At 60.9% G+C, this 16,236-nt stretch carries 17 protein-coding genes; 11 read left to right on the top strand and 6 right to left on the bottom strand.

What is annotated here, in order from left to right:
- On the bottom strand, nt 1-1,662 hold the full coding sequence (locus tag Tal182_RS12255) for an alpha-amylase family protein (protein WP_085859590.1): 1,662 nt from the start codon (nt 1,660-1,662) through the stop codon (nt 1-3).
- Nucleotides 1,663-1,859: 197 nt separating this feature from the next.
- Here Tal182_RS12255 and Tal182_RS32730 point away from each other — a divergent pair, with 197 nt between their 5' ends.
- Nucleotides 1,860-2,141, top strand: coding sequence for a hypothetical protein (locus tag Tal182_RS32730; protein WP_064802834.1), 282 nt, complete (start codon nt 1,860-1,862; stop codon nt 2,139-2,141).
- A 335-nt stretch (nt 2,142-2,476) separates the two neighbouring features.
- Here Tal182_RS32730 and tyrS read toward each other — a convergent pair whose 3' ends face one another.
- A complete protein-coding gene (tyrS, locus tag Tal182_RS12235; protein WP_085859589.1) occupies nt 2,477-3,733 on the bottom strand; it encodes a tyrosine--tRNA ligase in 1,257 nt (418 codons plus the stop codon).
- A 131-nt stretch (nt 3,734-3,864) separates the two neighbouring features.
- Here tyrS and Tal182_RS12230 point away from each other — a divergent pair, with 131 nt between their 5' ends.
- Nucleotides 3,865-4,977 carry an anhydro-N-acetylmuramic acid kinase gene (locus Tal182_RS12230; RefSeq protein WP_085859588.1) on the top strand — a complete coding sequence of 371 codons (1,113 nt, stop codon included), beginning with the start codon at nt 3,865-3,867 and terminating at the stop codon, nt 4,975-4,977.
- Nucleotides 4,974-5,510: a GNAT family N-acetyltransferase gene (locus Tal182_RS12225; protein WP_064802828.1), complete on the top strand. Its 537-nt coding sequence runs from the start codon at nt 4,974-4,976 to the stop codon at nt 5,508-5,510. Before Tal182_RS12230 ends, Tal182_RS12225 begins: the two co-directional genes overlap by 4 nt.
- Before the next feature lie 33 nt (nt 5,511-5,543).
- Here Tal182_RS12225 and Tal182_RS12220 read toward each other — a convergent pair whose 3' ends face one another.
- Nucleotides 5,544-6,221: an alpha/beta hydrolase gene (locus tag Tal182_RS12220; protein ID WP_064705075.1), complete on the bottom strand. Its 678-nt coding sequence runs from the start codon at nt 6,219-6,221 to the stop codon at nt 5,544-5,546.
- Between the two features lie 217 nt (nt 6,222-6,438).
- Between Tal182_RS12220 and Tal182_RS12215 the strand changes: the two genes are divergently transcribed.
- The 8 genes from Tal182_RS12215 (at nt 6,439) to sufA (ending at nt 13,725) form a co-directional block, all read left to right on the top strand.
- Complete coding sequence (locus Tal182_RS12215) at nt 6,439-7,605, top strand: cysteine desulfurase family protein (RefSeq protein ID WP_085859587.1); 1,167 nt, start codon at nt 6,439-6,441, stop codon at nt 7,603-7,605.
- Nucleotides 7,606-7,749: 144 nt separating this feature from the next.
- Nucleotides 7,750-9,219: a Fe-S cluster assembly protein SufB gene (gene sufB / locus Tal182_RS12210; RefSeq protein WP_064802824.1), complete on the top strand. Its 1,470-nt coding sequence runs from the start codon at nt 7,750-7,752 to the stop codon at nt 9,217-9,219.
- Between the two features lies 1 nt (nt 9,220).
- The gene (locus tag Tal182_RS12205) at nt 9,221-9,454 is read left to right on the top strand and encodes a hypothetical protein (protein WP_085859586.1); all 234 of its coding nucleotides are present in this window, start codon (nt 9,221-9,223) and stop codon (nt 9,452-9,454) included.
- A gap of 80 nt (nt 9,455-9,534) precedes the next feature.
- Nucleotides 9,535-10,293 (top strand): Fe-S cluster assembly ATPase SufC, encoded by a 759-nt coding sequence (gene sufC, locus Tal182_RS12200; RefSeq protein ID WP_085859585.1) that lies wholly within the window; start codon nt 9,535-9,537, stop codon nt 10,291-10,293.
- Between the two features lie 24 nt (nt 10,294-10,317).
- Nucleotides 10,318-11,592: a Fe-S cluster assembly protein SufD gene (gene sufD / locus Tal182_RS12195; protein WP_085859584.1), complete on the top strand. Its 1,275-nt coding sequence runs from the start codon at nt 10,318-10,320 to the stop codon at nt 11,590-11,592.
- 13 nt (nt 11,593-11,605) lie between these two features.
- On the top strand, nt 11,606-12,847 hold the full coding sequence (locus Tal182_RS12190) for a cysteine desulfurase (protein ID WP_085859583.1): 1,242 nt from the start codon (nt 11,606-11,608) through the stop codon (nt 12,845-12,847).
- Between the two features lie 12 nt (nt 12,848-12,859).
- Entirely contained in the window at nt 12,860-13,240 is a 381-nt protein-coding gene (locus Tal182_RS12185; RefSeq protein ID WP_064705069.1) for an SUF system Fe-S cluster assembly protein, read from the top strand.
- Nucleotides 13,241-13,332: 92 nt separating this feature from the next.
- Entirely contained in the window at nt 13,333-13,725 is a 393-nt protein-coding gene (gene sufA / locus Tal182_RS12180; RefSeq protein ID WP_064802812.1) for a Fe-S cluster assembly scaffold SufA, read from the top strand.
- An 82-nt stretch (nt 13,726-13,807) separates the two neighbouring features.
- Here the strand turns inward: sufA and Tal182_RS12175 are convergent, their stop codons facing one another.
- The 3 genes from Tal182_RS12175 to Tal182_RS12165 all read right to left on the bottom strand — a co-directional run bounded on the left by Tal182_RS12175 (nt 13,808) and on the right by Tal182_RS12165 (nt 16,058).
- Complete coding sequence (locus Tal182_RS12175) at nt 13,808-14,422, bottom strand: hypothetical protein (RefSeq protein WP_085859582.1); 615 nt, start codon at nt 14,420-14,422, stop codon at nt 13,808-13,810.
- A gap of 152 nt (nt 14,423-14,574) precedes the next feature.
- Nucleotides 14,575-14,880, bottom strand: a complete 306-nt coding sequence (locus Tal182_RS12170) for a flagellar basal body rod C-terminal domain-containing protein (protein WP_085859581.1) — start codon at nt 14,878-14,880, stop codon at nt 14,575-14,577.
- A gap of 137 nt (nt 14,881-15,017) precedes the next feature.
- On the bottom strand, nt 15,018-16,058 hold the full coding sequence (locus Tal182_RS12165; protein ID WP_085859580.1) for a GH25 family lysozyme: 1,041 nt from the start codon (nt 16,056-16,058) through the stop codon (nt 15,018-15,020).
- Nucleotides 16,059-16,236: the final 178 nt, after the last annotated feature.

Genomic DNA, 16,236 nt, shown 5'->3' with positions numbered 1-16,236 from the left:
TTAGATTTCTTTCCGCCTGAGGAGATAGTCGAGGCCGCCGACCCGATACCAGCGGTAGCCATAGGCATCGAGCATGACCGTATGGCGCCCTTTGTCGTCGGCTTCACTACTTGCCCCATCGGCAATATCGATCAGCAATCGCCCGAGTTCACCAACATCAGGATCGAAGGTCACTTCCGTCGGGTGCGGATGCAGGTTGTGCAGGATCAGCACCGAATTGCCGCGCCAGTCATAACGCAGCGCCAGTACGCCGTCGTCACCTGTGTCGACCGCTGAGAAATCGCCCCAGCCGATCTCGGGAGCCTCCTTGCGCATCCGGATCATCCGCTCGGTCCAGTTCAAGAGCGAATTCGGATCGCGCCGCTGGACCGCGACATTGATATGCTCGAAGCCGTAGGGGCCGTCCTTGATAACAGGCGAAACGGGCTTTGCGCTTTTGGTGAAACCGCCTTCCGGTTCCGTCGACCATTGCATCGGGGTGCGCGCGCAGTTGCGCTCTGGCAGGCACAAATCATCGCCCATGCCGATTTCATCACCGTAGCGGATGACCGGCGTTCCGGGCAGCGAGAACAGCAGGCTGTAGGCCAGCTCGATCCTGCGACGGTCGCCGCCGAGCATGGGCGCCAGGCGCCGGCGAATGCCCCTGTCGTAAAGCTGCATGCCCTTCTCGGGTCCAAACGCGGCGAATACTGCGTCGCGCTGCTTATCCGTCAGGCGACCGAGATCGAGTTCATCGTGGTTGCGAAGAAACAGCCCCCATTGCGCGGTCGCCGGGCGCGGCTTCGTGGCCTCCATCGCCTTCTTCAGAGGTCGCGTGTCGGCTGTAGCGAGAGCATAAAACAGCGTCTGATTGACCTGGAAATTGAACATCATCTGCATGCGGTCGCCATCGTCGCCGAAATATTCGAAATTGTCCTTCGGCAGGATATTGGCCTCCGCCAGCACGATGGAATCTCCCATGCGCCATTGCAGGAATTCGCGAAATTTCCTCAGCATGTCGAACTGCTCGACCGGCTTGGTGACCTCGGCGCCCTTTGTGGCGATGATGAAGGGGGCGGCGTCCATCCGGAAGCCCGAGACGCCGAGCTGGATCCAGAAGCCCATGATCTTAAGGATCTCCGCCTGCACCTCGGGATTGGACGTGTTGAGATCGGGCTGGTGATCGTAGAAGCGGTGAAAATAATAGCCTTTAGCTTTTTCGTCATAGGTCCAGGTCGTCTTCTGGACGCCCGGGAAAACCATGCCCTGATCCGCGTTTGCGGGCTTTTTGTCTGACCAGACGTACCACTCGCGATAGCGTGAATGCGGGTCGCTCCTAGCGTCTTCGAACCAGGGATGATCCTTGGAGGTGTGATTGATCACCAGATCGATCAACACCCGGATGCCCCGCTGTTTGGCACCATGGGTGAACTCGACGAAATCGCCGAGCGAGCCGTAGCGTGGGTCGACATTATAGTAATCGGAGACGTCGTAGCCGTCGTCCCGACCGGGCGATGTCTGGAACGGCATGAGCCAGATCGCCGTCACGCCGAGGCCGGAGAGATAGTCGAGACGGCGCATCAGGCCCTGGAAATCGCCCACACCGTCGCCGTTCGCATCCATGAAGGTCTCGACGGACAGGCAGTAGATGACGGCGTTCTTATACCAGAGGTCGTTGATCATGCCGGCGCTCCAAATGCATCTGGTCGCAAATCCCGTCGGGGGGAAAAGGTTCCGGAAGGCGATATCGTGTCGCGGCCAGTTGGATAATTCCGACCTATGGCGACAGGCTGGTCATTGATGCTTTGCTTATTTTAGGGAATTCTGATGTAGTGTTGGTGCCAGCTGCGGCAGCGGCCGGCGCAATGTCGGAGGATGCCATGCAGTGCGCCCGGACAGTCTCTTTCCTATCGGCCACCGTGATGGCCGTGACAGTTGGCGAGGCCTCGAATTCTGCAGAAAAAGGCGGACGGCTGAAGCCGGTGAAGAGCACCCCCTCCGAGCATGTCCTCCTGGTTCCCCTCGACGCAAAGATGTCGCCGCCGATTTTCTCGATCGGCTGGTGGTCGCGCGTACGACCTGCTTCAGAGGTCAATCCGCCCGGACCTCTCCTTCGAGAGACGAAACAAGACGAAGCGGAATACCGATCGCGGGCCGACTGATCCGCGCCAAAAGAAAAGCCGGCGCGGTGGGCGCCGGCTTCAAGATACGTTCAGTTGAAGCCACCTAGAGCTTTTCCGGGTTAGATTGAAGCATTCTGTTGGCTCAAACGGAGTCGGATGGTCGACCGGCCGGCGCGCGTCGTAGCCCTGCTCTACGGCCAAGCCGGCCGGTCGATCAGCCGGCCCGTTTCAGCCAACCCGGAGGGCCGGGCATCTTTCCGCCAGGATCAGAGGCGATCGGCTCGGACGTACCGAGGGGTATGTCCGTCGCCAATCGCCTCTGCCCTGACGAAAACCTGCTCCGGCAGAATGCTTCAATCTAACCCGGAAAAGCTCTAGGCCGCGCGGCGGATCAGGATGTGCTTCTTCTTGCCGAGCGAGAGCTTGATGACGCCGTCGGCGGTAATTTCGCCGCTGCCGATCAGGCGGCGTTCGTCGCTGACAGCCTCGTCATTGATGCGCACTGCGCCGCCCTGGACGTGGCGACGGGCTTCGCCGTTGGAGCCGGCCAGGCCGGCGCGGACCATCAGCGACAGCAGGCCGATGCCGCCGTCGAGTTCGGTGGCCGGGATCTCGACCGAAGGCAGGTTTTCGGCGACGCGGCCTTCCTCGAAGGTAGTGCGGGCCGTTTCGGCGGATGCTTCGGCCGCCACGCGACCGTGGACGATCGCGGTCGCTTCGGTGGCGAGAATCTTCTTCGCCTCGTTGATTTCGGCGCCGCCGAGGGCCTCGAGCCTGGCGATCTCGGCCAGCGGCAGGCGGGTGAAGATCTTCAGGAAGCGGCCGACATCGGCATCCTCGGTGTTGCGCCAATACTGCCAGAAATCATAGGGGCTGAAGACGTCCTCGTTGAGCCATACGGCGCCGGAGGCGGACTTGCCCATCTTGGCGCCAGAGCTCGTCGTCAGGAGCGGCGTCGTCAGCGCATAAAGCTGCGGCGTTCCCATGCGATGGCCGAGATCGACGCCGTTGATGATGTTACCCCATTGATCCGAACCGCCCATCTGCAGGCGGCAGCCGTAGCGGCGGCTGAGTTCGACGAAGTCGTAGCCCTGCATGATCATGTAGTTGAATTCGAGGAAGGAGAGCGACTGCTCGCGGTCGAGGCGCAGCTTGACGCTGTCGAAGGAGAGCATGCGGTTGACCGAGAAATGCCGCCCGACATCCCGCAGGAATTCGACATAGTTGAGCTTCATCAGCCAATCGGCATTGTTGACCATGAAGGCGTCGGTCGGACCGTCACCGAAGCGCAGGATGCGCGAGAAGATCTTCTTGATGCCCTCGATGTTGGTGTTGATCGCCTCCGGCGTCAAAAGCTTGCGCTGCTCGTCACGGAAGGAGGGGTCGCCGATCATCGAGGTGCCGCCGCCCATTAGCGTGATCGGCCGGTGGCCGGTCTCCTGCAGCCAGTATAGCATGGTGGCAGAGATCAAATTACCGATATGCAGGCTCGTCGCCGTTGCGTCGTAGCCGACATAGGCCGTCACGACCTCCTTAGCGAACAGGTCGTCGAGGCCGCTTTCATCGGAAACCTGATGAATGAAGCCGCGCTCTTTCAGCGTGCGGAGGAAATCGGACTTGAACTCGGACATGGCTTTCGTCTCTTCGTGCCTGCGCAGCGCCCACGAGGCTTCACGCAACTTCGTTGTTGTTGATCTGTCGCGGCGCGTTTAGCACTGTTTTTACAAAAGTGCATCCGGGAATCGCATGGGAGGCAAGCCTCATGGATGTGGTCAGAACCGCAATCGGCCTGATGAGCGGCACGTCGATGGATGGAATCGATGTCGCGCTGATCAGGACCGACGGCCGCGGCTTCATCGAGCGCGGGCCGTTTCTCGGCATGCCATATGATGCAGAGTTTCGCGGACGGCTCAAACGGGCGCTGGAACTGGCACGGCCGCTCCGCGACAGGAACGAACGGCCGGGAGAACTTCGCGAGATCGAGCTCGAGCTGACCCAACGGCATGCAACTGCCGTTACGGCATTTCTCGAGCGTTTCGGGCTCGCTGCCAATGGCGTCGACATTCTCGGTTTCCATGGCCAGACGGTGCTTCACCGGCCGGACGAAGGACTGACGATCCAGATCGGCGACGGCCGGGAATTGGCGTGCCGGACGGGCGTATCAGTGGTCTACGACATGCGTGCCAACGACATGGTGCATGGCGGGCAGGGTGCACCGCTGGTGCCGGCCTATCACGCAGCACTGGCGGGAAAATTCCAGCAGGCGGGAGAGGCGGTATGCTTCGTCAATATAGGCGGCATCTCCAACCTCACCTATATCGGCGCTGACGGCCGGATCGCCGCCTTCGACAGCGGCCCTGGCAATACGCTGATCGACCAATGGATAGAGATGCAGACCGGCAGAACCTACGATCCCGGCGGCGAGATCGGCGGACGCGGCAAGGTGATCCCCGCTTTGGCGGAGCGGTATCTCGACAGCCCGTTCTTCCGCGGCAATGTTCGCCGCTCGCTCGATCGCGGCGATTTCGTGCCGCTTCGGCCTGATGAGGCGAGCCTCGAAGACGGTGCCCGGACGCTTGCGCATGTCGCCGCCGCATCGATCGTCAAATCCGCCGGATTTCTGCCCGAATGTCCCTCGGCCTATATCGTCTGCGGCGGCGGGCGGCTGAACGGCACCTTGATGGCCGAACTCTCGGCGATGGCCGAGGGATCGAGAGTGTTGAGCGCCGAGGCCGCGGGCTTCGACGGCGATGCGATGGAGGCCGAGGCCTGGGCCTATCTCGCCGTACGCTCGCTGGACGGGCTGCCGCTGACCTTTCCCGGCACGACGGGAGTTGCGGCTCCCGTCAGCGGCGGCGTGCTGGCAATGCCATGACAAGCGAAAGCCCGATATTGAAGACGCCGCGGCTGCGCTTTGTCATGTGGGACGAAGGCGACGCTGCCCTGTTGCAGCAACTGCATTCAACGCCGGCGACGACGCGCTACCTTCCGGGCAACGCTCCCTGGAGTCTCGATAAGGCCGAGACCCGGTTGCGCGGCTGGTTGGAGGAGCAGGCGCGCGACGGCACGACCAAATATAAGCTTCTTGCCGAGGACGGCGGCTTCGTTGGCCGCGCCGGCATTTCTCGGTTCGGGAGCGAAGAATTCGAACTCGGCTATTCTCTGCGCGAAGAGACGTGGGGAAAAGGCCTGGCGACGGAGGCGGCGAGCGCGCTGGCCGACTGGTTCTTCGCAAGGGAGTTCGCGTCGGGCTTCATCGCCTTCACGCATCCCGAAAACATTGCTTCGCAGCAGGTCCTCAGGAAGATCGGCATGCGCGAACGCGCGCCGATCTTGATCGATGGAGTGCTCGACACGGCATTCGAGCTGACTGCCGGCATGCGGTCGTGGAAGCCCAGCGCGTTGTGACGATGGCGGTGGGCAGACGCCGGGGTTATGTGGTCAGCGGATCCGCTTGGCCGCCGGCTCTGGCACCAGCTCGCCGTTGAGGCGACGGTCGAGATAATCCTCGCATTCGCTCATCAGCGTCTCCACCTGACCATTGAAGAAGTGATTGGCGTTGGCGACGGTGCGATGGGTGATGAGGATGCCTTTCTGGGTCTTCAGTTTTTCCACAAGGCCGTTGACATCCTTTTCCGGCGCCACCTTGTCGGCCTCGCCGTTGATGATCAGGCCGGATGAGGGGCAGGGCGCCAGGAAGGAGAAGTCGTAGGTATTCGGCTGCGGGGCGATCGACATGAAGCCCTCGATCTCCGGCCGGCGCATCAGAAGCTGCATGCCGATCCAGGCGCCGAAGGAATAGCCGGCGACCCAGCAGGTTTTGGAATCGGGATGCAGGCTCTGCACCCAGTCGAGCGCGGAGGCGGCGTCGGACAGTTCGCCGGCGCCGTGGTCGAATTCGCCCTGGCTGCGGCCGATGCCCCGGAAGTTGAAGCGCAGGGTCGTGAATCCGCGCTTCTGAAACATGTAGAAGAGCTGGTAGACGATCTGGTTGTTCATCGTGCCGCCGAACTGCGGATGCGGATGCAGGATGAGCGCGATGGGCGCGCTTTTTTCCTTGGAGGGCTGGTAGCGGCCTTCAAGACGGCCGGCTGGGCCGTTGAAAATAACTTCGGGCATTGGTACTCCGGGTTTTATTTCGCGTTCGCGCTGCGTTGGACGACAACATGACTTGACTAATGTTGTCAGCTTTTCTAAAACGCAGTTTAGAACAATTCGAAACTTGCATGGCGATCCACGCGTCGTGGAACGTGTCATAAGGCAAGCCCGGCGGAAATTTCAAGAAAAATGCACCGCGGCCGCTGAAGCAAGCTCGTCAAGCGCAGGACTGAAGATCATGGCGCCGCCACGCCTTTATCTCGACTGGAATGCCACAGCGCCGCTGCACCCCGCAGCACGCGAGGCGATCATGCGCGCCATCGACATATTCGGCAATCCGAACAGCGTGCATGGGGAGGGGCGTGCCGCCCGCGCCGCCATCGAAGGCGCACGGCGCAAGGTGGCCGCTCTTGCCGGCACCGATCCGGGCAACGTGATCTTCACCAGTGGCGCGACGGAAGCCGCCAATCTGGTGCTGACGCCGGATTTTCTTATGGGCCGCACGCCGCTTCAACTCGGGCACCTCTATTTTTCCGCCGTCGAGCACCTGGCTGTACGAGAGGGAGGTCGATTCCCGAAGGACCGCACGACCGAGATCCCGGTGACCGACGCCGGTATCGTCGATCTGCAAGCGCTGGCCGCATTGCTCGATGCCCATGACAAATCGACAGGTCTTCCGATGGTGGCGATCATGTTCGTCAACAACGAGACGGGCATCGTCCAGCCGGTCGAAGAAGCGGCCAAGATTGTGCGGGCGCACGGTGGTCTCTTTGTTGTCGACGCCGTGCAGGCCGCCGGTCGTCTGCCGATCGAAATCGAACGCATCGGCGCGGATTTCATCATCGTCTCCTCTCACAAGATCGGTGGACCGAAGGGGGCGGGTGCATTGATCGCGCGCGGCGAGGCGCTGATGCCGAAGGCGCTGATCCGCGGCGGCGGGCAGGAGAAAGGTCACCGCTCGGGAACGCAGAATTCGCTGGCGCTGATTGGCTTCGGAGCTGCAGCGGAAGCGGTGCTTCAGGATCTTGAGGAACGGAACGCTGCGATTGCTGCGCTGCGCGGCAGGCTGGAAGCCGGCATGCACGCCGCCGCGCCCGATGTCATCATCCACGGCGCCGGTGGTCCGAGAGTCGCCAACACGATTTTCTTCACGCTCCCTTGCCTGAAGGCGGAGACTGGGCAGATCGCTTTCGATCTTGAAGGCGTCGCCCTTTCGGCGGGCTCCGCCTGCTCATCCGGCAAGGTCGGCGAAAGCCATGTGCTGACGGCGATGGGGCGTGACGCCAAGCTGGGGGCATTGCGTATCTCGCTCGGCTTTTCCACAACGGAAGAGGATATCGATAGGGCGATTGCCGCCTTCGCGAAGATCGCCTGCCGGCGCAGGTCGGCGGGCGAGGCGGCCTGACCGCATCATAAACTTGCGGAAACGCAAATTTCTGCTTGCCAATCGGGCTGAAAAGTCCCTTTTGGCCTCTTACATCAGGGCAAAGAGATTTGCCCTTGCGCTACAAGCTGCCGGACCTTGTATCCGGCGAGATTGGAGAATGAAATGGCTGCCGTGCAGGAAACGATCGACCAGGTCCGCCTGATCGATGTGGACCAGTACAAATACGGTTTCGAGACCGTCATCGAAATGGATAAGGCGCCGAAGGGCCTGTCCGAGGATATCATTCGCTTCATTTCGGCCAAGAAGCAGGAGCCGGAGTGGATGCTGGAATGGCGTCTCGAGGCTTATCGGCGCTGGCTGACGCTGGAAGAGCCGACCTGGGCGCGCGTCAATTATCCGAAGATCGATTTCAACGACATCCACTATTACGCCGCGCCGAAGAGCGCGCCGGGTCCGAAGTCGCTCGACGAGGTCGATCCGGAGCTCTTGAAGGTCTATGAGAAGCTTGGCATCCCGCTGCGCGAGCAGGAAATCCTGGCCGGCGTCGAGAAGCCGAAGATCGCCGTCGACGCCGTTTTCGACAGCGTCTCGGTCGTCACCACCTTCAAGGCGGAGCTGAAGAAGGCCGGCGTGATCTTCATGTCGATCTCCGAAGCCATTCGCGAACATCCCGATCTGGTTCGCAAATATCTCGGCTCGGTCGTGCCGACCTCGGACAATTATTACGCGACGCTGAATTCGGCCGTTTTCACCGACGGCTCCTTCGTTTTCGTGCCGAAGGGCGTTCGCTGCCCGATGGAGCTTTCCACCTATTTCCGCATCAACGAGAAGGGCACCGGCCAGTTTGAGCGCACGCTGATCATCGCCGAAGAGGGCGCCTACGTCTCTTACCTCGAAGGCTGCACGGCGCCGCAGCGCGATGAAAACCAGCTGCATGCGGCCGTGGTCGAGCTCGTGGCGCTCGACGATGCCGAGATCAAGTATTCCACCGTCCAGAACTGGTATCCGGGCGACAAGGAAGGCAAGGGCGGCATCTACAACTTCGTCACCAAGCGCGGCGATTGCCGCGGTCACCGCTCGAAGATTTCCTGGACGCAGGTCGAAACCGGCTCGGCGATCACCTGGAAATATCCGTCCTGCATCCTGCGCGGCGACGACTCCAGAGGCGAATTCTATTCGATCGCCGTCTCCAACGGCCATCAGCAGATCGATAGCGGCACCAAGATGATCCATCTCGGCAAGAACACGTCGAGCCGCATCGTCTCCAAGGGCATCGCCGCCGGCGTTTCCAACAACACCTATCGCGGCCAGGTCTCTGCCCACCGCAAGGCGTCGAACGCGCGCAACTTCACCCAGTGCGATTCGCTCCTGATCGGCGACAAGTGCGGCGCCCATACCGTGCCCTACATCGAAGCCAAAAATTCGACGGCGCAGTTCGAGCATGAAGCGACGACCTCGAAGATCTCTGAGGATCAGCTGTTCTACTGCCTGCAGCGCGGCATCCCGACCGAAGCGGCGATCGCCCTGATCGTCAACGGCTTCGTCAAGGAAGTGCTGCAGGAGCTGCCGATGGAGTTCGCCGTCGAGGCGCAGAAGCTGATCAGCATCTCGCTGGAAGGGAGTGTTGGCTGATATGGACGAGACGGACAAGAAGCGCATTCTTGAACGTCTGGAGAATATGCGCGGAGAAATATTGGCGAAAATTCGCCCCCGCGAAATCAGATACGAGACAGAAAAGCCTCCGGAGCAGCCTTATGTGTTTCTCCAGCAGCGCATGGAAAAACCAGGAAAGATTATTCAGATTCTCGAATGGTTTTGGTTCGTAACGCTCATGGTTTTCCGTGTCATTCGTTTTTTGGCGCGATAGCGCCGAGCGCAACAGGTCGATGTCCTTAGAAATTACGCGAGGCTCTGGTGAGCTACGCAGAGAAAACGCAGGAACCAAAGATGCTTGAAATCAGAAACCTTCATGCCCGCATCGCCGAAGATGGCACCGAGATCATCCGTGGCCTGAACCTGACGGTGAAGGCCGGCGAAGTTGCGGCGATCATGGGGCCGAACGGCTCCGGCAAGTCGACACTCTCCTACGTGCTGTCCGGCCGCGAAGACTATGAAGTGACCGAGGGTGACATCCTTTATAACGGCGAGAGCATTCTCGAGCTCGATCCCTCCGAGCGCGCCGCCAAGGGCATTTTCCTCGCCTTCCAGTATCCGGTCGAAATCCCGGGTGTCGCCACGATGCAGTTCCTGAAGGTGGCGATGAACGAGCAGCGCAAGGCGCGCGGCGAAGACGAGCTGACGACGCCGGATTTCATGCGCCGCGTTAAGGACGCTGCGGCCAGGCTGCAGATCAATACCGAAATGCTGAAGCGGCCGCTCAATGTCGGCTTCTCCGGCGGCGAGAAGAAGCGCGCCGAGATCCTGCAGATGGCGCTGCTGGAGCCGAAGCTCTGCGTGCTCGACGAAACCGATTCCGGCCTTGACATCGACGCGCTGAAGATCGTTGCCGACGGCGTCAACGCGCTGCGTTCGCCTGATCGCGCCGTCGTCGTCATCACCCACTATCAGCGCCTGCTCGACTATATCGTGCCTGACACCGTCCACGTCCTTTACAAGGGCCAGGTGGTCAAGTCCGGCGACAAGACCCTGGCGCATGAGCTGGAAGCCAATGGTTACGCCGACATCATCGGCGCAGCAGCGGCCTGAGTTCGGGTGGAAAGGACAACGTCCATGAACATGCAGACGACGAGCCGTCTCACCGCGGCCGAAACGGCGCTGATCGAGGCCTTCAACCATCAGATCGGTGACCTGCCCGGCAATGGTGCAGTGACGGCGCTGCGTGACCGGCTTCTCGACGATCTCAAGAAAGCCGGCTTGCCGACGCGCCGAATAGAAGCCTGGCACTATACCGACCTCAAGAATCTGCTGCGCGCCGTACCGGCGCAAGTGGGTGATGCGGGCTCCAACGCGCTTGAGCCGGTCGTTGCCGGTTCCTCGGTGCTGGCGGTCATTCAGGGCCATGCCAATCAGAAGGCGGCCGTCGATGGTCTTGGCCTTTCGGCCTATTCCGAACGGCTGATCGACGGTTCCGCTGTCGAAAGGCTCGCTGCGTTGGGCAGCGACGATGCGGTCGGTCGGATCAACGGCAGCTTCGTGCGCGACGGCTATGTGGTCGACGTGCCTGATGAAACCGAACTTGAAAATCCGCTGGAAATCCAGTTCATCCATGCCGGCGGGCAGACGCATACGCGTCTTCCGGTTTCCTTCGGCGCCGGCGTCAAGGGAACTGTCATCGAGCGTCACCGTGCGGTGACGGGCGATGCCGCCTTCGTGTCCCACGTCAGTGACATCACCATCGGCGAGGGCACGGAGTTGACCTGGATCATCCTGCAGCAGCAGGGCGCCGACGACACGCATCTCGGTCAGATCCGCGTCGATCTTGGCGCTAACGCCAAGCTTCGCCTGTTCGTCATCAACGCCGGCGGAAAGCTGGTGCGCCAGGAACTGAATATCAAGGTGACGGGTGAGGGTGCCGATCTGACGCTGCGCGGCATCAACCTGCTCGGGGCCGAAAGCCATACCGATGTGACGATGGTGCTCGGCCACGACGTCCCGCATACCGGTTCGACCGAAGTGATTCGCAACGTCGTCTTCGACCGCGCCAAGGGTATCTTCCAGGGCATGATCCGGGTCGCGCCCGATGCGCAGAAGACCGACGCCAAGATGGCTTGCAACACGCTGCTGATGTCCGACGACGCCGAGTTTTCGGTCAAGCCGGAGCTCGAGATCTTTGCCGACGACGTGCAATGCGGCCACGGCGCCACGGTCACCGATATCGATGCCAATCATCTCTATTACATGATGGCGCGCGGCATTCCGGAGAACAAGGCGCGGGCGATGCTCGTCAACGCCTTCGTCGCCGAGATCGTCGAGGAACTGGAAGACGAGGCCTTGGTCGAGGCGCTGGAAGGCGTGATTTCGGCCTGGCTCGAAAAGCACGCCTGATCGGATAAATGCCATGTACAAGATAGTGCCGGCCACTGAGTACGACGTCGAAGCCATCCGCCGGGATTTTCCGATCCTGGCGGAGAAGGTGCATGGCAAGCCGCTGGTCTATCTCGACAATGGTGCGTCGGCGCAGAAACCGCAGGCAGTCATCGACGCGATCTCGCATGCCTACGCCCATGAATATGCCAATGTGCATCGCGGACTGCACTATCTCTCCAATGTCGCCACGGATGCCTATGAGGCAGCGCGCGAGAAGGTCCGTCGCTTCCTCAACGCGCCCTCGGTCAATGACATCGTCTTCACGAAAAATTCGACGGAAGCGATCAATACTGTCGCCTATGGCTGGGGCATGCCGAAGATCGGCGAAGGCGACGAGATCGTCCTGACAATCATGGAGCACCATTCCAACATCGTGCCCTGGCACTTCATCCGCGAGCGTCAGGGCGCCAAGCTGGTCTGGGTGCCGGTAGACGACGAAGGCGCCTTCCATATCGAGGATTTCGAGAAGAGCCTGACGGAGCGCACCAAACTCGTCGCCATCACCCATATGTCAAATGCGCTCGGCACGATCGTTCCGGTCAAGGAAGTCTGCCGCATCGCCCATGAGCGCGGCATCCCGGTCTTGATCGACGGCAGCCAGGGTGCCGTGCACCTGCCGGTCGATGTGCAGGATATCGATTGCGACTGGTACGTCATGACCGGCCACAAGCTCTACGGCCCATCCGGCATCGGCGTGCTCTACGGCAAGAAGGAACGGCTTGCCCAGATGCGCCCATTCCAGGGCGGCGGCGAGATGATCTTCGAGGTCGCCGAGGACGCGGTCACCTACAACGATCCGCCGCATCGCTTCGAAGCCGGCACGCCGCCGATCGTGCAGGCGATCGGGCTCGGTTATGCGCTCGACTATATGGAGAAGATCGGCCGCGAGGCGATCGCCCGGCATGAGGCCGATCTTGCAGCTTACGCAGCCGAGCGCCTCCGGTCGGTCAATTCGCTGCGGATGTTCGGGACGGCGCCCGGCAAGGGGAGCATTTTTTCCTTCGAGCTTGCCGGCCTCCACGCCCATGACGTCTCGATGGTGATCGACCGGCAGGGAATTGCCGTGCGGGCCGGCACGCATTGCGCCATGCCGCTCTTGAAACGCTTCGGCGTCACCTCCACATGCCGTGCATCGTTCGGCATGTACAATACCCGCGCCGAGGTCGATGCGCTGGCTGATGCGCTTGATTATGCGCGCAAGTTCTTTGCCTGAGGAGTGTCCGTGATGAGCCTGGACGAAAGCGAACAGAAGATCGACGTGCGCGAAGGCATCGTGCATTCCAGCATCCCGGCCGATGAACTGGCGCGGCTCAGTGATGACGTCATCGCCGCGCTGAAGACCGTCTACGACCCGGAAATTCCTGCCGACATCTTCGAACTCGGCCTGGTCTACAAGATCGACATCGAGGACGACCGGATGGTGAAGATCATGATGACGCTGACCGCGCCCGGCTGCCCGGTCGCCGGCGAGATGCCGGGCTGGGTGGAAAACGCCGTCGGCGCCGTCGAAGGCGTGTCCGGCGTCGAGGTCGAAATGACCTTCGATCCGCCGTGGACGCCGGATCGTATGTCGGAAGAGGCGCAGGTCGCGGTCGGCTGGTATTAAGCCGGCCGGTATTGATCCGTTTACCCCGGACGACTACATTTGAGTCACGAAGCACCGGATCTTGACCCCGGTTGCGGAAGGAGATGAAGCCGATGGGCTTTGCAGTGATGAGCATGACGGACGGGGCTGCCGCCCGCGTCAAGGCGATCGTCGAAAATTCCGGGCCGGAAGCCAAAGGCGTTCGTGTCGGTATCAAGAAGGGCGGCTGCGCCGGGATGGAATATACCATCGACCTGGTGACCGAGCCAAATGCCAAGGACGACCTGATCGAGCGCGACGGCGCCAAGGTCTGGGTCGAGCCATCGGCCGTGCTCTATCTGCTCGGCACCGAAATGGGCTTCGAGCAGACGACGCTGCGCTCCGGCTTCACCTTCACCAACCCCAACCAGACATCGGCCTGCGGCTGCGGCGAATCCGTCGAACTGAAGCCCGCCGATCTCGCCGCCCTTGCTGCACAGCGCCAAAACGAGCCGGCGCATTCCTGACATCGCTCACACACGCTGAAATTAGCCGCTATCCGTTCCTGATGAAGCCGGTTTGGCTCCGTTAAGATCGCGGCTTTCTATTTTATGGATGAGCAAAACGAGGCGCTGCACCACAGGCTGCGTCTTGTTCGGCGGTGCCTGTCGCGAAAAACGATGGCGATTGGGATCGGGTCTCGATTTGCATGAGAGAAACGACGCGGCAGTCCGAAGGATTTTTCTCGGCTAACCGAACACCCAGGTTGGTGGAAAATATGGGGTCCGGATTCCAGCGCTCGTAGCGCCCAGTGCCGAGGAGTACATCTCGCTCGGCAAGAAATGCCGTCCTCAGTTGGTTTTCTTCGTCTGCCGAGATCGGCTTTGCTCCCTGAGCGAGTTCGAGTTTGCACGCACGTCGCGATTTGCCATGATCGGGTGGATACTCGGTTTCGACGACAACGAATCGAGCTCCGGGAACCTCCCAGCGCTGTTCAGCCATTTTGTACCCATGCAGAAGTGGAAAGGGTACCCCAGGTGCGGTCACCGGGGCCGCCGTTCTAACGTCACGCCCAAGGTCGCGTAATCCTGTTGCATCAAAGTCTTTGCCCGTCTCCACGGCAATTCGACAGCGTGTGAACAGGTCACGCCAAACACCTTCGTTAGCGCCAGCACTGGTTATCAGGGCCAAATTCAGAAGAATTGATAAGGTGGTGCGGCGCAAGCGGAATTCTTTCCTGAGATGATGTGTAAGCGCGTAAAGGGCAATTCCGCTAACAGAGCGGCTGATTTCGCGACGGCCGGCGCAATCGGCAGATCGACATAGGTCCGATGCAAAGCAGATTTATAACAGCACGACGACTTTGAGAGTCGCACTCAGTCGCGCTTAATGCTCATCAGCATTTCCCACATGTCCGCGCCGGTCTCGAAGACCACTGCGTTCGCCTTGTTGGCCTGTTCGGCTTCGATGAGATCGGTTAGTTCGGTGGCCGGGTCGACATCCGACGCCGTCGGGCTGACTGTCGCCTGGACGCCGCCTGATGCAGCGGCGGTGAGGCTGGTGTTCAGCCTTGCGTAGTCAGGCGTGCTGCTATTTGCGACGTTGTTGGCGATCGCGCCGATCGGCATCGTCTGCGCCCGCATTCCCGAAAGAGCAGTGTTGGTTATCCCGGATATGCTCATCAGCCGTTTCCCAGAACTGGATGATCGTCTTTTACCTGCAAGCATTTAGGGAATGCTGAAGGCATTGCGTTAGCAAAGACCTAGCGGATACGCGTTCGGTCGTTTCGCCTGTTCCGGAGTGGCACGGCGGGCCGTCGCTATCGCGACGCCACCCAGTCGTGCCAGTCGCTTTCGCTGCCGTTGAAAACGTTGAGGTCGATCTTACCGTCGACGCCGTCGGAGAGGCCGGAGCCGGAATATTGCCAGAACAGCCACTTGCGGCCGGGATAGACCTTGGAGGGGTGGGCGGCGACCGAGCGCAGCCAGAAGGGATAGTCGAGCATCTGGCCCTTCAAATTGTCGCGGTAGAAGTCCGGCGCCGTGTAGATGATCGGGCGCTGGCCGTAATGACGCTCCAGCTTGTCCATGAAGACCTGCATCTTTTCCCGGACGCGGGCCGGGGAAATGCGCCGCTTGCAGCTCGATTCGCCGTTCCATTCGACGTCGATGACCGGCGGAAGCGCGTTGGCTTCCTTCGGAACGTTGCGGATGAACCAGTCGGCCTGTTCGCCGGCCGTCCGGCACCAGTAGAAGAAGTGATAGGCGCCGTGTTTCAGGCCGGCTTCCCTGGCGCGGCGCCAGTTCTTCTTGAACATCGGATCGAGGTGATCGCCGCCATCCGTCGCCTTGATGTAGACGAAGTTGGCCCCCTGCTGCCTGAGAGTTTCCCAATCGATCTCGCCCTGCCAGCGCGACACGTCGACGCCATGCACGGCAAGTTTTCTCGGTGACGTCCTGCCGAAGTTGATCGGCTTGGCGTCGCGGAAGCGGTGGCTATAAATCCGCGAGCGCGTCGGTGAATTCGAGCCTGGATCCGGGTCGATCCCCGGATTCGCGGGCATCAACATCGCAACCGGCCTTTCCGTCGGCATCGGCATGCCGACTGGTCTTTCCGCCGGCACCAGCGCCTGCGGTTCCGGAACCGGTCCCGTCCAGCTCAATGCTTCCTGCGGCGGGCTTGCCTGTGGGGCAGCTTCGCCAACGGCGGCGGCCGGTATCGGACCGCTCGGCTTCGCGATGGCGTTTGTGGTTTCCTTGGACGGTACAGGGGTGAGCACGTCTTCGGCGCCAGAGCTCGTGGAGCATCCCGACAGGATCACGGCGGCGAGGAGAATTGCTGATACAGCCGATGAACGCATAAGAACCTGCACGCAAGACCAAGATCGACGGTGACGTTTTCGGCAAGGAAAACTGCCCATTTTGAATTGCTAACAGAGACTTGCTAAGAAAGGTTAAATTTGAATCCAATGCCGCGAAAGGTACATTGGTTCATTGCGCCGGTTGCAACCTGCGCAAGGCGGCGTGTCAGCCCTCCCG

It is taken from the genome of Rhizobium sp. TAL182, from assembly GCF_002117725.1.
Classification (GTDB): domain Bacteria; phylum Pseudomonadota; class Alphaproteobacteria; order Rhizobiales; family Rhizobiaceae; genus Rhizobium; species Rhizobium esperanzae.
The sequence above is the reverse complement of the archived record's forward strand: the minus strand, read 5'-3'. Positions and strand labels throughout refer to the sequence as shown.